The 15648-nt window shown below is 40.1% G+C and carries 18 protein-coding genes and 1 tRNA gene; 10 read left to right on the top strand and 9 right to left on the bottom strand.

Annotated elements, in window-relative coordinates; all coding sequences use genetic code 11:
- Positions 1-14: 14 nt before the first annotated feature.
- The 8 genes from B5X76_RS12860 to prmC form a co-directional block, all read right to left on the bottom strand.
- On the bottom strand, positions 15-650 hold the full coding sequence (locus B5X76_RS12860) for a LysE family translocator (protein WP_079643515.1): 636 nt from the start codon (positions 648-650) through the stop codon (positions 15-17).
- Positions 651-662: 12 nt separating this feature from the next.
- Entirely contained in the window at positions 663-1115 is a 453-nt protein-coding gene (locus tag B5X76_RS12855; protein WP_079643514.1) for a DoxX family protein, read from the bottom strand.
- Positions 1116-1157: 42 nt separating this feature from the next.
- Entirely contained in the window at positions 1158-2060 is a 903-nt protein-coding gene (locus tag B5X76_RS12850) for an NAD(P)-dependent oxidoreductase (protein WP_079643513.1), read from the bottom strand.
- Positions 2061-2085: 25 nt separating this feature from the next.
- The gene (locus B5X76_RS12845) at positions 2086-2727 is read right to left on the bottom strand and encodes a hypothetical protein (protein ID WP_139375302.1); all 642 of its coding nucleotides are present in this window, start codon (positions 2725-2727) and stop codon (positions 2086-2088) included.
- A gap of 347 nt (positions 2728-3074) precedes the next feature.
- Positions 3075-3881 carry a helix-turn-helix domain-containing protein gene (locus tag B5X76_RS12840; protein WP_176141063.1) on the bottom strand — a complete coding sequence of 269 codons (807 nt, stop codon included), beginning with the start codon at positions 3879-3881 and terminating at the stop codon, positions 3075-3077.
- Positions 3882-4394: 513 nt separating this feature from the next.
- A complete protein-coding gene (locus tag B5X76_RS21710; RefSeq protein WP_139375301.1) occupies positions 4395-4613 on the bottom strand; it encodes a hypothetical protein in 219 nt (72 codons plus the stop codon).
- Positions 4614-4648: 35 nt separating this feature from the next.
- Positions 4649-4721 (bottom strand) — tRNA-Lys (locus B5X76_RS12830).
- Between the two features lie 158 nt (positions 4722-4879).
- Positions 4880-5746, bottom strand: coding sequence for a peptide chain release factor N(5)-glutamine methyltransferase (prmC, locus tag B5X76_RS12825; RefSeq protein ID WP_079643510.1), 867 nt, complete (start codon positions 5744-5746; stop codon positions 4880-4882).
- Between the two features lie 69 nt (positions 5747-5815).
- Here prmC and ribD point away from each other — a divergent pair, with 69 nt between their 5' ends.
- Both ribD and B5X76_RS12815 read left to right on the top strand, forming a co-directional pair.
- Positions 5816-6877 carry a bifunctional diaminohydroxyphosphoribosylaminopyrimidine deaminase/5-amino-6-(5-phosphoribosylamino)uracil reductase RibD gene (ribD, locus tag B5X76_RS12820; protein ID WP_079643509.1) on the top strand — a complete coding sequence of 354 codons (1062 nt, stop codon included), beginning with the start codon at positions 5816-5818 and terminating at the stop codon, positions 6875-6877.
- A gap of 69 nt (positions 6878-6946) precedes the next feature.
- Positions 6947-8230, top strand: a complete 1284-nt coding sequence (locus tag B5X76_RS12815) for a DUF2851 family protein (protein WP_079643508.1) — start codon at positions 6947-6949, stop codon at positions 8228-8230.
- A 2-nt stretch (positions 8231-8232) separates the two neighbouring features.
- On the opposite strand, the gene B5X76_RS12810 is transcribed toward B5X76_RS12815, so the two are convergent.
- On the bottom strand, positions 8233-8883 hold the full coding sequence (locus tag B5X76_RS12810; protein ID WP_079643507.1) for an ankyrin repeat domain-containing protein: 651 nt from the start codon (positions 8881-8883) through the stop codon (positions 8233-8235).
- Positions 8884-9298: 415 nt separating this feature from the next.
- Between B5X76_RS12810 and B5X76_RS12805 the strand changes: the two genes are divergently transcribed.
- The 8 genes from B5X76_RS12805 (at position 9299) to B5X76_RS12770 (ending at position 15637) form a co-directional block, all read left to right on the top strand.
- Positions 9299-9862, top strand: a complete 564-nt coding sequence (locus B5X76_RS12805) for a UbiX family flavin prenyltransferase (protein WP_079643506.1) — start codon at positions 9299-9301, stop codon at positions 9860-9862.
- Between the two features lie 182 nt (positions 9863-10044).
- Complete coding sequence (locus B5X76_RS12800; protein WP_079643505.1) at positions 10045-11310, top strand: dihydroorotase; 1266 nt, start codon at positions 10045-10047, stop codon at positions 11308-11310.
- 7 nt (positions 11311-11317) lie between these two features.
- On the top strand, positions 11318-11986 hold the full coding sequence (locus B5X76_RS12795; protein WP_079643504.1) for a hypothetical protein: 669 nt from the start codon (positions 11318-11320) through the stop codon (positions 11984-11986).
- A 9-nt stretch (positions 11987-11995) separates the two neighbouring features.
- Positions 11996-12565 (top strand): DUF4199 domain-containing protein, encoded by a 570-nt coding sequence (locus tag B5X76_RS12790; RefSeq protein ID WP_079643503.1) that lies wholly within the window; start codon positions 11996-11998, stop codon positions 12563-12565.
- Positions 12566-12584: 19 nt separating this feature from the next.
- The gene (locus tag B5X76_RS12785) at positions 12585-13535 is read left to right on the top strand and encodes a glycosyltransferase family 2 protein (protein ID WP_079643502.1); all 951 of its coding nucleotides are present in this window, start codon (positions 12585-12587) and stop codon (positions 13533-13535) included.
- 2 nt (positions 13536-13537) lie between these two features.
- The gene (locus tag B5X76_RS12780) at positions 13538-14545 is read left to right on the top strand and encodes a glycosyltransferase family 2 protein (protein ID WP_079643501.1); all 1008 of its coding nucleotides are present in this window, start codon (positions 13538-13540) and stop codon (positions 14543-14545) included.
- A gap of 51 nt (positions 14546-14596) precedes the next feature.
- Entirely contained in the window at positions 14597-14863 is a 267-nt protein-coding gene (locus B5X76_RS12775; protein WP_079643500.1) for a hypothetical protein, read from the top strand.
- A 3-nt stretch (positions 14864-14866) separates the two neighbouring features.
- Positions 14867-15637, top strand: a complete 771-nt coding sequence (locus B5X76_RS12770; RefSeq protein WP_079643499.1) for an MBL fold metallo-hydrolase — start codon at positions 14867-14869, stop codon at positions 15635-15637.
- Positions 15638-15648 lie beyond the last annotated feature (11 nt).

Genomic DNA, 15648 nt, shown 5'->3' with positions numbered 1-15648 from the left:
GGTCTTGTGTATGATTATTTAGCTTTTAAAAGCACCATCTTTATTGCCAAAATAGTCAATATACTGGCCATGAACCACTTTTGTACTTTTACCCAAAGTGGATTTTTTGTAAGGAAAGAAGCCATTTTTGCGGCGGTCATTACAATAACAAAATTAATAGTGAAGCTAATGATAATCTGTGTAATACCCAATGCCATGCTCTGACCAAATATGGAACCATATTCGGGCTTGATAAATTGAGGGAAAAACGACAGGTAAAATACAGCCATTTTGGGATTCAACGCATTGGTAAAAAAGCCCATCAGGAACAGTTTTCGAGGCCTATATTTGGGAACATGTCCATTCACTTCGAAAAATGTCTTGTCATTGGGTTTAATGGCCTGATATGCTAGGTACAACAAGTAAATAGCGCCCGAAATTTTCAGTATCCCGTATGCAAAGGGAACAGCCAATAATATAGCCGTCAACCCAAATCCTGCCAGGGCGATATGAAATAGAAAACCATTTATAACACCTAACAGAGAAACAAGCCCGGCTGTTTTGCCTTGCGTGATACTTCGGGAAATAAGATAAATCATATTTGGTCCCGGACTGATAACCATCAGGAGGGCTGCTAAAGCAAACCACAAAAATTCATGAATAGGAATCATCGTTATTTAAATTTAAGCTCTGAGTTTTTTTGATATCAAATCGTCCATTGAATATTTTCCACTTCCCTGAATGAATAGTGCCAGACATAAGCCGAGCATCAGTAAATGATATTCGAATCCTTCACCTTCCTTATCGCCAAACCAGTTCATGAAAAATCCATGCTCAAGATGTCCTCCCAATAAAATAATCCCTGTAAAAAGACCTCCCATTGGGATCGCCCAAAAACGGGAGGCAAACCCCATTATTATAAAAATGGGTGCAAAGAACTCTATTAAAATAACCAATAGCCCCACCAGCCACGGCTGTCCCATCTGTTGCAAACCCTCCAAAGTTTGGGTAAACCCATAGCCACCAAACCAGCCCAACATAGCCCGTGTTCCGTGTGGAAACATAACGATGCCTATTGTCAGGCGAATGATCAGACCTGTATAATCATTGTGTGTACTAAAAAATTTCTGTTTCATGATTTCTTTTTTATGAATTATTGCGTGTAATGCAGGTAATTGCTATTGTTTTCCCAATAGTTCGAATAGACTTGAAAACCCCTGATCACCATGCCCATCATCTATCCGGCGGTCCATCAGGCTTTTGATTTCCCGCATCCGAACCGTTTCAATATTTTGCGATTCACGGTGGCCAATTAAGTCATCAAACATAGCGGCCTGAACCTGAAGTGGACCCAAGTCGGGCTTGAAAGTACCCAACTGAATTTCACTGACCATTAGCGACAGCAGTGGGCCATAGCCCTGTAGCGTCCCAGCAACCCGATGTGCAAAAGCGGCCAAATCCACACCTTCTTTATGCACCAATTGAAGGGTATGCAAAAAGCCGATTAAAAATTCATAGCCAATAGTTACCTGAGCTAAAAAATCAACAGCCGCGGCTCCTGCGTCTTCTCCGTAGTAAGTAATCGCACCTAGTTTTTCCAACAGCGAATACTGTGCATCAAAAACAGTTGGCTTACCACTGAATAATAACTGAGATTTGCTGGTTCCTATGTCTACAGGATCAGCCAAGATTTTTCCGTCTATATAGGAAGCGTTATGTGTATCTGCCCACTCCGCAAAATCACGAGCCTGAGCAGGCGTGCCGCTCGTTAAATTGATGAATACTTTTCCGGCAACCGAACCAGTTAGCTGTCTAAGCAATTCATCTACCGCAGTATTGTTTAACAAGCAAATCACAATCGTCTTGCTGGCAGAAACTGCTCCACCAAGGGTTTCCGCAGTTGCAGCACCTGCTTGAATCAATGGTTTACATTTTTCAGTATTGCGATTCCATACAACAGTATCATAACCTTGATTGATAAATGTATGGGCTATAGAGGCTCCCATATTACCCAATCCAAGTACCGTTACGCTCCCCCTTTTGTTGCGAGGTGTTTCTGTTTTTATGTTATTGATATTCATCTTTAATTGTATTTTAAAAGTTCTGTTAGAATACTCTTCGCACAAAAAGTCCAAAGTTGCTGTACTGTTTAGTATTTGGCCCGTATTGGTCAAAGTTTACACCCAAACCATATTGTACACCTTTATTGTCCACTCCTAATCTTGCATATTGCACGCTCTTTAAATGCCCGTTCCAATGCATTGAAGTAATATATTGAAGCTGCAAACGCGCATAAAGATTGAAATCCTGAATTTTGCTGCCTTGATATTCCACAAAACCAAACAACTCAAAACTGGGTTTAGACCAAACATCCATTCTCGTAAAAATGAGATACGATATATCATTTTTTTTGTTGAAATACCAAACAAAAGCCGAAGGTACAAACCGATTTCCTGGTGCATAAATAGAGCCCAAACCGGTTGCCCAGCGTTTATTTATTTCGTAAGTAAGATACGATTGGCTCATCACTTCAATCCCCCGCTTTTTGTCGTAAGGAAGCAAAATAGAAGACGTATTAAAAAATCCAAACGGCTTTTCCGCAATGATTTTGCCGGAAAACATATGCTGATAATAGTAACCCGAATGGCCTACATTGATTTCTACAGGTATCTGCGCCCAGATATGCAAGCACCACATGCAGAAAAACAGGCAGGCCAACAAGTGTTTTATTTTCGTTGTTTCTATCATCGTTCCCTTTAGATTTCATTGTTTGTGCTAAGCTGCGCCTGAAAAATGACTACAGCCAACCAGCGTTTAATCTATTGACACATGAGGTGCTGAAAACGTGACAAGAAGTTTAGGATATTTTTCTTTCGCAGGTGATTTGTCCTGTCTTTTTGTAACGAAAGGAAGACTGCTATGCTGCGAAACAGGCGTTAGCGATAGCATTTACCATCCCGATAAAACCATCGTATCTAAACTTCATTGTACGTTTTTGTAGTACCCTACGAAGATATGGAGAAGCCTGGCCCTCAATACTGTAAGAATGACGGTAAAAAATGTAGTTTTTTCTGTTTTTGATTTAGAATCAACGATTACGTAGGATTTTCAACTGTATTTTTGAACTCGGTGGGGAGCTGGCCGTCGTAACTTTTGAATGCCCGTGAAAAATGAGAAGTATCTGTGTAACCAAGCTGAAACGATACCTCTTTAACAGACATATTCCAAAAGCTCAACAGGTACTTTGCCTCCTGCATAATATGAAACTCAATCCATTTTTTTGCTGAAAGCCCGGAGTATTCAACTAATATTTCGCTCAGGTATTTTGGTGATATATGCAACTTTTCCGCATAAAAAGCTACATCTTTATATTCAGAGAAATTCTTTGAAACTAATTCTCTAAACTTTACAACGGTAAGTTCCTTACCGTTGAGTTCCTTTTTATTGCCCCGGTGTAGGTTCCAGAAATATTTCTGTGCAATAATCAGGATTGAATATAATATTCCCGATACTGCTTCGGGTTTATCAGCGATTGCCCGAAGCGTGCTGAAAAGCTGTTGCAATTCCTCAAATTGTCTGTCGGTGAGTTGCATTACACTCTTTTCATCGGGGCAAAAAAATTCGAGGGAATAGAAAAATGACCTGCCGAAATTATTTAAAAAAATATCATCATAAAAAAACAGCGTGTCATTTGAGGGGAAACTTGTATTGAGCCATTGGCAGGTCATTCCGGGACCAATCGTTAACAGGCTTCCACGTGTTAAATCATAATCGGTATTGCCTATCCTGATGCGAGCGCCTTCACCATAGTAGAGACCGATAGTATAAAAGTAGTTTTTAAAGGGATGGGTGATTTGCAAGCCTTCCAGGCACGTTTTTGATGCCAGATAATAAGGCGCCATATTGCCGTCATTTTTTCGAGACCTTAAATATCTGAGCAAATCAAAGTTCCCTGAATGTTTTCGTATCATAAGGAAGATGTCTAAAAATTAGTATAGTCCTGGAATGCTTCGCCGTCCAAATTGAAAAATGACAATTATGAAATTTAAGGTTTTCTTCATCTCAAGCTTAGTATATCAGGAAATACTAAAATACGCAATTATTATTACTTGATAATGTATAGTTATTTATAGTTCGTTGTATATAAAGGTCCACTCACAGTAAGGAGTAGATAAGTCCCTTTACGCCCTCTCGCCGATTTACTGCTAACAATGGTATAAAGTTCACCGTTGCTGAAGCTGGTCTCATCGATGCTCAGGTATTCGGAGATATTTTCAGGAAACAATGCCCAGCTCTCTGCATGTGGCTTTTGGTCCCAATCATGGAGGTCACTGAGATAATTCTTGTATTAATCTTGAAGTTGCTTGCCGTCCATTTGGAAGAACAATCCTACCAATTGGGCACTTACGGGATGGTTATCCAAATATCTTCTTTAAAAAAAACCCGAATTCCGTAGTCATTCGAGCACGCTCACGCACCAAGTTCCAATCTCTTGTAATGATCGCTCTGGTATCCAGAACCGTCCAGCGACGACGACGGATATGTTGCGTCGCACAATGCCCGCACATAGGGCTGCAACGAGCTACGCTATGTTCGAACCCATCCCAGCGCTTCTGTTCGACCCTAAAGGGCACAAAAAAAAGCAACTCTTTTGAAGTTGCTTTTTTTGTGATCCCGCTGGGATTCGAACCCAGGACCCATACATTAAAAGTGTATTGCTCTACCAGCTGAGCTACGGAATCCTAATTCTTTATTTGAATTATCCTTCGTTGTTTGAAGTGATGCAAAGGTAGAAAAAACTACAATACATGCCAAATCTTTGATGCCTTATTTTGTCTCTTTGGTTTTAACCTGTTGTTTATCAGTAAAAAAAAAGTGTATTTAAATGTGCTTTTACGGTTTATGAAGGGGCATTAGCTCTGATCATGCGCTTGGCACCGTTGATATCGTTGAATAATTGAACGTTGTTAAACCCTTTTTTTGAAAGTAGTTCTGCCGTCTCATCGGCGAGGTATTGATTAATTTCAAAATAGAGGTAGCCTGTGGAAGCGAGATGTTCTTTGGCAAAATCGCCGATGTAATCATAAAATAGTAATGGTGCACTGTCTTCGACGAATAAAGCGCTATGCGGTTCGAAAGCGAGTACATTCTGGTGCATATCTGCTTTTTCAATCGTAGTTATGTAAGGGGGATTGCTGACTATAATGTCAAACTTAAGATCTGATGCGAATACTAAATCCCATTCTAAAATATCCATCTGTATAAACTGAATGTCCACGTCATTTTTTTGAGCATTGCGTTTGGCTACTTCTAGTGCCTCTTTGGATATGTCTATCGCCCAATACTGATGCTGCGGCATGCATTTGGCCAGGGAGATAGGTATACAACCTGTCCCGGTACCGATATCTATACAGGATTTGTTTTTTGTGTTTTTATGATCTTGTCGGATAAGGTGTACAAGTTCTTCGGTCTCGGGCCTGGGGATTAAGGTGTGTTCGGAAACCTCAAATATATGGCCATAGAAATGGGCATAACCTAATATATGCTGAATGGGCTTTCCCGTTTTGAGTTGAGCTAAAATATTATCAATTTCAGCTGATGCTTGGGGGGGAGGTTGTTCATTTTTAAGAAAATGGAGTTGATTGCTTCTCCTACCACTGAGGTGCTCTACAGTTAGGGAAAACAGTTCTTTGATTTCAGCGGAAGGGTAGAGTTCGTTCAGCTCGATCTGGAATAGTTCGGCTATCTCTTGCCATGTATTGTTCATACGGCAAATTTACTGATTTTTTAAGTTTAGCTTGTCCGCTCTTTTTAGATAAAATGTTAAGTTTGTGGTATGACTGAAGATCAAAGGTTCATGAGCCGCTGTATTGCATTGGCACAATTGGGGGCAGGTACTACAAGTCCTAACCCCATGGTGGGAGCGGTGATTGTATATGAAGGAAAGATAGTGGGAGAAGGCTATACGTCGCCTTACGGAGGGCCACACGCAGAGGTGAATGCTGTTGAGGCAGTAAAGATCAATTATGGCGAAGAACAGGCTTATAGGTTATTGAAACAAAGCACGGTGTATGTTTCACTGGAGCCCTGTGCCCATTATGGTAAAACACCGCCGTGTGCAGATATGCTGATAAGATATGCTGTACGTAGAGTTGTGGTGGGTTGTCAGGATCCTTTTGCGAAAGTTAATGGTTTAGGGATAACGAAGTTGAAGGATGCTGGTATTGATGTAGAGGTCGGCGTATTGGAGGAGGAATGTCGCTTTGTGAATCGACGTTTTTTTACACGTATTGCCCAGCATCGTCCATATGTTATCTTGAAGTGGGCTGAAACAAAAGATGGTTATTTTGCTCCTACGGGAGAGAAACAGGCATGGATTAGTAATAAGGCAAGTAAGCAATTGACGCACAAATGGCGCTCTGAGGAAGATGCTATTATGGTGGGCGCGGCTACTGCATTGATAGATAACCCTATGCTAAATAACAGGCTTTGGTCTGGTAAGTCTCCAAAGCGGGTGTTGATAGATCGAAACCTATCCGTGCCTAAAACCACTCATTTGCTCCTAGATGATAGTACAGATTTGATCATCTTTAATGAAGTAAAAACCGAATGGGATGGACATCTGAAATATATAGCATTAGAAAATTATGACCTGTACCTGCCTCACAATATTTTGTACCAGCTCTACCTTATGGATGTGCAGTCTCTTATTATTGAAGGGGGGGGCAAAACATTGAATTTGTTTATTGAAGCTGGACTTTGGGACGAGGCTCGTGTTTTTGTGGGGGATAGTGTGTGGGGAGCTGGAATTAAGGCTCCAACGATGGAGCTGTCTGTTGCGGAGGAGATATCGGTGGCCTCCGATAAATTGAAACTATATTATAAAGCATCATCCTAAGTTTTCTGGATTTTCTTTCTGTTTCTTGTAATTATTTGTTTTTCAGGGTATTGTTTTTTATTTTTAAAGATGGTTTATCTCGAAGAATTGTTGCATTTTATCTGGCGTTATAGACTGTATGACCAAAGAAACCTAAAGACGAGGGAAGGAGAAATTCTTAAGATTATACATACAGGTCTTCCTAATCATAATGCGGGGCCTGATTTTGAACAGGCTAGTATTCAGGTTGGTAAGACTCTTTGGTCAGGTCATATAGAAATACATCTTCGAGAAGATGATTGGTCCCGGCATGGGCATGATAGCGATCCCTTATATAATGCTACAGTATTGCATGTGGTCTGGACGGAAGGCCGAAAAGTAAGTCAGAGACAGGATAGAACCGAAATCCCTACGCTTATTTTGAAAGATTATATCGATCCGGAAATGTTAGATCGTTATGCCTCCTTAATGAAGCAACAGAAAGGCATTGCCTGCGAGGGGCGTATAAAAGAAATTTGGAAAGGTATGGCTCCTGGATGGTTGGAACGTCTAGCTATAGAGCGCCTACAGGATAGGTACGCTCGATGTGAAGATTGGTTAATACGGACTAAGCAGGATTGGGAAGCTGTATTTTTAATTAATCTAGGACGGGCCTTTGGAACAAATGTGAATGCTCCGGCTTTTGAAGAGCTGATGTCGCGCGTACCACCTCAATTGCTTTATCGGTATAATGGATACTCCGAAAAGATAACAGCATTATTGTTTGGTACTGCGGGGTTCTTAGATGCCGATTGTAAAGACGATTATTTTGTTCAATTGAAAGGGGAGTATCAATATCTTAAAAAACTCCACAATCTGGAGGGAATGTCGGCCGCGAGTTGGAAGTTTATGCGTATGCGTCCGTATAATTTTCCAACGTTTAGATTAGCGCAGTTGTCCGGCTTGATATCAACTACTGTCTATTGGTTTGATATGCTTTGCAATGTCGATAGCTTAGATGAACTGTTTGCTACAATCAAAAAGGTTAGACCTGACGCGTATTGGCAGTTTCATTTTCATTTTGCCACAGCGACAAAGCAACATGGTACAGGTTGGACAGGTGCGTATCTCTATTATTTGGCCATAAATTGTTTTATTCCCATATTGTTTTCCTATGGACAATTCATGGGTAGGGAGGACTTGAAGACGCGTGCGATGCGTTGGCTAGCGGAAATTCCGGCTGAAAATAATCATATCGTAAAATACTATGAACAGTACGGCGTAAAATGTCATAACGCTAGTGATTCGCAGGCCCTATTGACCTTGAAAAGAAACTACTGCGATCGGAAGAAGTGTTTGGATTGCGCTGTTGGTGTTGAGATTTTGAAAAATTAAAACTAGGACTTCAAAATTGCAGCTATTTCATTAAATCCCTTGTCGGCAGCAAGATCAGAAGCCGATTGTCCGGAGTTGGTACGTGTTGTTATATCAGCTCCTTGCTCTAATAATGCAATGATGAGGTCTATATTGCCATGTCCCGCAGCTTGATGTATAGGAGCTATGCCTCCATATTGTAGTACATTAACCTCGGCTCCACCTTCGATAAGTAGTTTTGCGATACCGCTGTGGTTTATCCCCAGAGCCGCATGCAATGGATAGGTATTGTAGCCATTCTGTGAGCTGATATTGGGGTTGGCGTGATGTAGAAGAAGCAAACGTACAATATCTTCTTTTCCAAAGTGAGCAGCTATACCTAATGGTGTAAATCCATGATCGGATAATTCATTTACGACATCTTTTTTGTGCTCGATCATCATTTGTATGTGCTGCGCTAGACCAGTGGCACAGGCTTCATGTATGGTGATCGTGGAGATGAATTTTAAAATAACCTGTGTTATCTGAGGCTTCTGGTAGTAACATGATAAAAGAAGGGGAGAAATATCATGACTGGTTTTTTGATTTACGAGTGAAGGATCTTGACTTAATAATAATTCAAGATCTTGATGGTTTCCGGTTTCGATATACTCTTCTATTATTGTCGAGTTCATATTGGGATAAGTTCGTTGTTACTAGTTTCGAAATAAATAAAAAAAAAGTGGATTCTTTCAAAATGTTAGTAATATTCCAAATGTTAATTAATTCGAAAAGTAGCAGTTTCTAGTAAATTAACATAAGTTAATCGCTCTCAAAAGGCTACTGTGAAAACCTTTGTAGTAGAACAACTACAAATAAATGAAAACTAGCTACAATAAGAAGTGCGGATCGCTGCAAATCTACTTTCTCTTAGTACATTTGTAATGCCCTCCCCAAGGGCATGTTTTTCATAGGTAGATGTAGGGTCGAATATTTCTTATTCGACCCTTTTTTTTATAATTCATTTTCCTGCATTGATTTTATGTTTTTTATGCCACTTTGGTGACGTTCTGCCGAAGGAGTTGCTGGAGATTTTAACTAGATTTGCATATGGAACGTAAAATAGTTGTAGCTGTAACCGGTGCTTCGGGATCTTTATATGCAAAAGTACTATTGGATAAATTGCAGCTGTTGGGAGATCAGGTGGCTCAGGTAGGTGTAGTGATGTCGGATAATGCAAAAGATGTATGGCGTTTTGAATTGAAGAATGAGCGATATAATGAATATAAGGATTTTACTTTTTATTCGAAAAATGATTTTATGGCTCCTTTTGCTTCGGGATCGGCCAATTATGATACAATGATTGTATGCCCGTGTTCGATGGGTACACTAGCTCGTATAGCCAATGGCACATCATCCGATCTGACAACGAGGGCTGCTGACGTTATTCTCAAAGAACGAAGGAAGCTTATTCTGGTTACTAGAGAGACTCCGCTAAATCTGATACATATTAACAACATGTCTAGCGTCACACTGGCTGGAGGTATTATCTGTCCTGCAAGTCCGTCATTTTATAGTCTGCCTCAGACGATGGAAGATCTGGCCGCTACCGTGGTAGATCGGATATTCTCCCTTGCCGATTTGAAAATCGACTCTTACCGATGGGGGGAGTAAAAAAACACTGTTATGTTTATAGGGGATTTTGTACATTTGTCCTTTAATGAAGCGACTTATAGTATCATGCTACTTTATGATTTTATGTAGGGCAAGATTTATCTCCATGCTCTTTTGCTTAATTTTTGTCGTTTCACTCTCTCTCGAATTTCTACAACAAATTAAATATTAGCAAAATATCCATGAATACAGTCTTAATTTCTTCAGCTAGGTTAATACTACCCAATCATCCATTGAATGGTCAGGAAATCGATATCCTGATTAAAGATGGTAAAATTGCTGATCTAGGTAAGAAGCTAAAAGCTACAGATTCCGATGTGAACGTGATTTCTGCCCAAGGATGTATCGTAAGTCCTGGTTTTTTTGATTTGAATGCCAATATTGGAGAACCTGGGTACGAAACCAAAGAAGATATGAAGACGGGAACTGCCGCAGCGGCAGCTGGAGGCTTTACCGCGATTGCAGTTCATCCCAATACAAATCCTTCTATACAGAGTAGAGCGGAAGTGTCGCTGTTGGTAAACGTAGCTAAGGGTAATTTGGTAGATGTATATCCTGTAGGGGCGATCTCTAAAAAGAGGGAAGGTCATGAAATGGCCGAACTGTATGATATGAAGTTGAATGGTGCGGTTGCTTTTTCCGATGGTAATCGCAGTCTGCAGCAGGCGGGATTGATGGGAAGAGCGCTGTTGTATGCCAAAGGATTTGATGGGTTAATTATATCTTTTGCACAGGATGAGTCTATGGTCGGGGACAGTCAGATGAATGAGGGGGTAATGAGTACCTATTTAGGGATGAAGGGCATTCCTAATTTGGCTGAATCATTAATGGTATCTAGAGACCTTTTTCTTGCCGAGTATAATGATGCTCCGATTCACTTTACAACAATTTCGACGGCGGAATCTGTAGACTTGATCAAAAAGGCAAAAAGTAAGGGCATTAAGGTGACTTGCGACGTAGCGGCCCATCAACTGGTCTTTACCGATGAAAATATTGTAAGTTTTGATTCTAATTATAAAGTGAGCCCGCCGTTGCGTACGGCAAAGGACGTAAAGGCTTTATTAAAAGGGGTTAAAGATGGCGTGATTGATGCGATAGTCTCACAGCATACGCCACAAGAGATCGAATACAAAAATGTTGAGTTTCATATAGCCAAGAATGGAATCACTGGATTTCAGACGGCGTTACCTTTAGCTGTTAGATCTGGAATCACGGCAACCGATATCGTTGAAAAAATGGCTATAGGTCCAAGAAAAGTATTGGGTTTGGATATTCCGAAGTTTGAGATAGGGGAGCTGGCAAATCTGGTTGTTTTTGACATGGAAGCAACTTGGAATTTCGATGCAGAATCTAATAAATCTAAAGGAACTAACAACCCATTATTGGGGCAGGTATTGAAAGGAAAAGTAAATCTTGTTATAAATAATAATAAATTGATTATTAATTAATAGTGATATGGATGTTAAAGTAAAAAATGCGATAACTGCTGCGGCAACTACGTATGCAGGTATTGAGAATATAGATAGCCAGGAGTTCTTAACCACATTGTCAGGTGTTTTTGATTTGGAGCTGCCCTTCATGGATAAGGTACAGCGTATGGATGACGTTTTTGATGATTATCAAGGCTTTGAGGAGTTGCGTGAGATCAGTTTTGACTTACTTATGATAAACTTCTTTGCTGAGGATGTACAGAAACTGGAAGAAGACTACTTGGATTCTGAAGAATGGGAGCGTATTGAAGAGGAAACATTGGACCGTGGAACTGAATTGCTCAATGTATTTTTGTATTTAAGAGAATGTGCTGATGACGAAATCAAACCTTCGCTTGAAGATTATTTGAAAGAGTTCTTATTGGTTGAGGAGGATGAGTTTCAGGATGAATATAGCATTTATGAGAAGGTGATCGCAAATCAGATTTTGGTAGAAAGTGATTATTCAGAAATTGCAAAAGTATCAAAAACACTAACTGGACAAGATGAATTGTTTGAGTTGTTCTATCCATTGATGTCTTTCTTTTTCGAGCAGAATCCATCCGATACCCAGTTACGTACGTTTGAAGAGAACACTTCAAACAAAGCTTATGAGACTGCTATATACCAGGTTATTATCCATTTTAGTAAGTAGCGACAAGGTATGACAAATGAATTGACAAAAGCAGAGAAGAAGGATGCTTTGATTTATGGAACTATTGCGGGAGTATTGACGATCCTATTTTCTATCATAGGTATTTATCACAGTCGTACGGTTGACAGTTATGGTACGCTTTACATCGTGAGCACTGCTTTAAAACTAATTGGATCTGTTTTGATACCAGTCGTATTGGTCTACCTCTTGAAAAGGAGAAATGGGATAGATTGGACCTTCAGTAGAGCATTGAAGACTATTTATATCTTTCTTGCGGCCAGTATTGTCGTAAGTGCTATAGGTCTTACGGTTTATCAAAAATTAATATTGGATAAGACTGTTTTGGAAGAGAGCTACCAAAATCTTATGAACTTAAAGATTGTTGATATGGAAAGCCGGGGCGCGACAGAGGACGAAATCGATCAACAGATGGAGATTATTGAGCAGGATCGTGCATTTGCATTTTCCGAATTGTCATTTCGAAATACAGTACCTCCGATCTTTATTAGTTTATTGGTCAATTTCGTTTTCGCGATGGTATTAGCCTTCTTGTTTCGTTCAAAGATTGTCAAAAAGTAATTGATATTATATATAGTATATGGATATTTCAGTTGTAGTCCCATTGTACAATGAAGCAGAATCATTGCCCGAGTTAACCGAATGGATTCGTCGGGTGATGGTAGCGAATAATTTCAGTTACGAGATTATTTTGGTAGATGATGGTAGTAAAGATGCCTCTTGGTCTGTTGTATTGGATTTAAAAAGACAGCATGAACAGGTTTCGGGGATTAAATTTAGACGGAATTATGGTAAGTCTGCCGCGTTAAATGTTGGATTTGCAGCCGCTCAAGGTGATGTTGTGATTACGATGGATGCCGATCTACAGGATAGCCCAGACGAGATCCCTGAATTGTATGATCGTATCATGAATCAAGGGGCTGATCTTGTATCAGGCTGGAAGCAAAAACGCTATGACCCTATTACAAAAACGATACCAACCAAATTGTTTAATGCCGTGACAAGAGGTATGTCGGGTATCAACAATCTCCATGATTTCAATTGTGGTCTTAAGGCATACAAGAAGGACGTTGTTAAGAGTATAGAAGTCTATGGTGAGATGCATAGATATATACCTGTCATCGCTAAGTGGGCTGGTTTTTCGAATATTCAGGAGCAGGTAGTACAGCATTATCCTAGGAAATATGGTACGACCAAGTTTGGTGCGGGAAGATTTGTAAAGGGATTTTTGGATCTGATGTCAATTTTCTTCGTGGGCAAGTTTGGTAAGCGACCAATGCATTTCTTTGGACCTATTGGTGTAATCAGCTTTTTGATTGGTTTTTTTATCACGGTATATTTGATTGCGGATAAGTTGATGAGTATTGCAAATGGTACAGTGTATCGCAATGTCACTGATCAACCCCTGTTCTACCTATCCTTGTTGGCTATTATGATTGGGTCGCAATTGTTTCTCACAGGGTTTATCGCAGAACTTCTATCGAGAAATAGTTCGGAGCGAAATAAATATCATATTGAACAGGTCGTATAGCTATGTTGTTTTCCATCGTTATCCCTTTGTATAATAGACCTGAAGAAATAAAGGAGCTTTTGCAGTCGTTGCAAAAGCAGTCTTTTAAAGATTTCGAGGTTATCATTGTTGAAGATGGATCTTCTGCACCGGCAGAGGTTATCGTAGAGGGATTTAAGGGTAGTCTGGATGTTCATTATTTCTCGAAACGTAATGAGGGGCAGGGCTTTGCTCGCAACTACGGCTTTGCACGTGCGAAAGGCGATTATTTTATAGTCTTTGACTCCGATGTTTTGGTGCCGGAGAATTATTTAGAAATAGTAAAGGGAGCTATCGAAAGCAATGGATGGGATGCTTTTGGGGGACCTGACGCAGCACACGAGTCTTTTACGCCGATACAGAAAGCTATTAGCTACTCCATGACGAGTCCTTTTACGACAGGGGGAATACGGGGTAATAAGAATCATATTGGACAATTTCATCCACGTAGCTTCAATATGGGGATTTCTAGAATGGTGTGGGAGCAGACGGGAGGATATAAGCTATCAAGAAGGTCTGAAGATATTGAATTCAGTATCCGGATGATTAACCAGGGCTTTCAGGTGGGATTAATCCCAGATGCATTTGTATACCATAAGAGGCGTACCAGTTTAAACCAATTTTTTAAACAGATTTATAACTTTGGAAAAGGACGGATTGATATTTCATTACTCTATCCTGGAGAGCTGAAGCCGGTACATGCGTTGCCTGCAATATTTACCGTGTGTGTATTAGGTTTATTGGTTTTGAATATCATGGACCTGTTGTTATTTAGCGATGTGATTCTATTGCACTATTTGGTGTGGCTTGGAGATGTGTTTTTATTCTCCTTTACGACATTGCTTTTATTGCATGCTATATTTGCTACGAACAGCCTCCGAGTGGGGGTTCTTGCTGTAGTCACTGCTTTTACACAGTTGTTTGCATACGGTTTTGGTTTTATGCGCAACTACATAGACCGTGTACTGTTAAAGAAAGATACATCACATTAGTCCCTGATGTTTGAATAGAATTTTGTTATATTAGAAATTTAGAATTGAATAGTGGTATCGATTACACAATATAATCTAGATAAGATAGAGAATCTATTGGCTGATATAGGCTATAAGGTGAGGTATGAAAAAGGTAATTTTAAGACAGGAGCATGTGTGATCCAGAATTCTAAAGTTATCGTAGTGAATAAGTTCTCCAATCTGGAGATTAAGATAAACTCTTTGGTACAGCTTATCAAGGAGTTTGAATTTGAGCGGGAGCAATTGGATGAAAAGCAGTGGGGATTTTATAAATCATTATTAAAACCAAACGATTAGAAATTGAAAGTTCGTTTTTTAGGAACAGGAACATCACAGGGGGTACCCGTAATCGCATGCAGCTGTCCGGTCTGTCAATCAACAGATTCGCGGGACAAGCGTTTGCGTACTTCTGTTCTTTTAGAGATGGACAATGGCTATAACGTTACTATTGACACCGGGCCGGATTTCAGATACCAGATGTTGCGTGAACGGGTCGATCATCTAGACGCTATATTAATGACCCATTCGCACAAAGATCATATCGCTGGCCTGGATGATGTGCGTGCTTTCAATTATCATCAACAGCAATCTATTTCAATATACGCTGATGCGGCGACTCTAGAGGCACTGCAGAGGGAGTTTTACTATGCCTTCTCGGCAGTAAAGTATCCTGGCGTCCCTCAGTTGGATCTCGAAGAAATCAAAGCCGAAATGCCATTTAGTCTATTTGATCATGAGGTAATACCTTTTGAGGTATTGCATTATAAAATGCCGGTGATGGGGTATAGAATAGGGGCATTTGCTTATATAACGGACGCAAAGACCGTCTCAAAGGAAACTAGAAAGTTGCTTGAGGGATTGGACGTACTAGTGGTTAACGCCTTGCAAGAAGCACCTCATATTTCGCATTTTACCTTAGATGAGGCATTATCCTTTATAGCGGATGTAAAGCCCCAAAGGGCATATCTTACCCATATAAGCCATAGGTTTGGTAAGCATGAATATATCGAATCTCTTCTCCCTGAAGGTGTATTTGTCGCATACGATCAACTCTCTGTTGACGTAAAATAATTTATTGTATA

The organism is Sphingobacterium nematocida, assembly GCF_900168125.1.
Classification (GTDB): domain Bacteria; phylum Bacteroidota; class Bacteroidia; order Sphingobacteriales; family Sphingobacteriaceae; genus Sphingobacterium; species Sphingobacterium nematocida.
The sequence above is the reverse complement of the archived record's forward strand: the minus strand, read 5'-3'. Positions and strand labels throughout refer to the sequence as shown.

Bases quoted from the DNA above. Each gene is read 5' to 3' on its own strand.
- B5X76_RS12860 (WP_079643515.1), bottom strand. From the start codon at position 650: ATGATTCCTATTCATGAATTTTTGTGGTTTGCTTTAGCAGCCCTCCTG.
- B5X76_RS12855 (WP_079643514.1), bottom strand. From the start codon at position 1,115: ATGAAACAGAAATTTTTTAGTACACACAATGATTATACAGGTCTGATC.
- B5X76_RS12850 (WP_079643513.1), bottom strand. From the start codon at position 2,060: ATGAATATCAATAACATAAAAACAGAAACACCTCGCAACAAAAGGGGG.
- B5X76_RS12845 (WP_139375302.1), bottom strand. From the start codon at position 2,727: ATGATAGAAACAACGAAAATAAAACACTTGTTGGCCTGCCTGTTTTTC.
- B5X76_RS12840 (WP_176141063.1), bottom strand. From the start codon at position 3,881: ATGGCGCCTTATTATCTGGCATCAAAAACGTGCCTGGAAGGCTTGCAA.
- prmC (WP_079643510.1), bottom strand. From the start codon at position 5,746: ATGAACAATACATGGCAAGAGATAGCCGAACTATTCCAGATCGAGCTG.
- ribD (WP_079643509.1), top strand. From the start codon at position 5,816: ATGACTGAAGATCAAAGGTTCATGAGCCGCTGTATTGCATTGGCACAA.
- B5X76_RS12815 (WP_079643508.1), top strand. From the start codon at position 6,947: ATGGTTTATCTCGAAGAATTGTTGCATTTTATCTGGCGTTATAGACTG.
- B5X76_RS12810 (WP_079643507.1), bottom strand. From the start codon at position 8,883: ATGAACTCGACAATAATAGAAGAGTATATCGAAACCGGAAACCATCAA.
- B5X76_RS12805 (WP_079643506.1), top strand. From the start codon at position 9,299: ATGGAACGTAAAATAGTTGTAGCTGTAACCGGTGCTTCGGGATCTTTA.
- B5X76_RS12800 (WP_079643505.1), top strand. From the start codon at position 10,045: ATGAATACAGTCTTAATTTCTTCAGCTAGGTTAATACTACCCAATCAT.
- B5X76_RS12795 (WP_079643504.1), top strand. From the start codon at position 11,318: ATGGATGTTAAAGTAAAAAATGCGATAACTGCTGCGGCAACTACGTAT.
- B5X76_RS12790 (WP_079643503.1), top strand. From the start codon at position 11,996: ATGACAAATGAATTGACAAAAGCAGAGAAGAAGGATGCTTTGATTTAT.
- B5X76_RS12785 (WP_079643502.1), top strand. From the start codon at position 12,585: ATGGATATTTCAGTTGTAGTCCCATTGTACAATGAAGCAGAATCATTG.
- B5X76_RS12780 (WP_079643501.1), top strand. From the start codon at position 13,538: ATGTTGTTTTCCATCGTTATCCCTTTGTATAATAGACCTGAAGAAATA.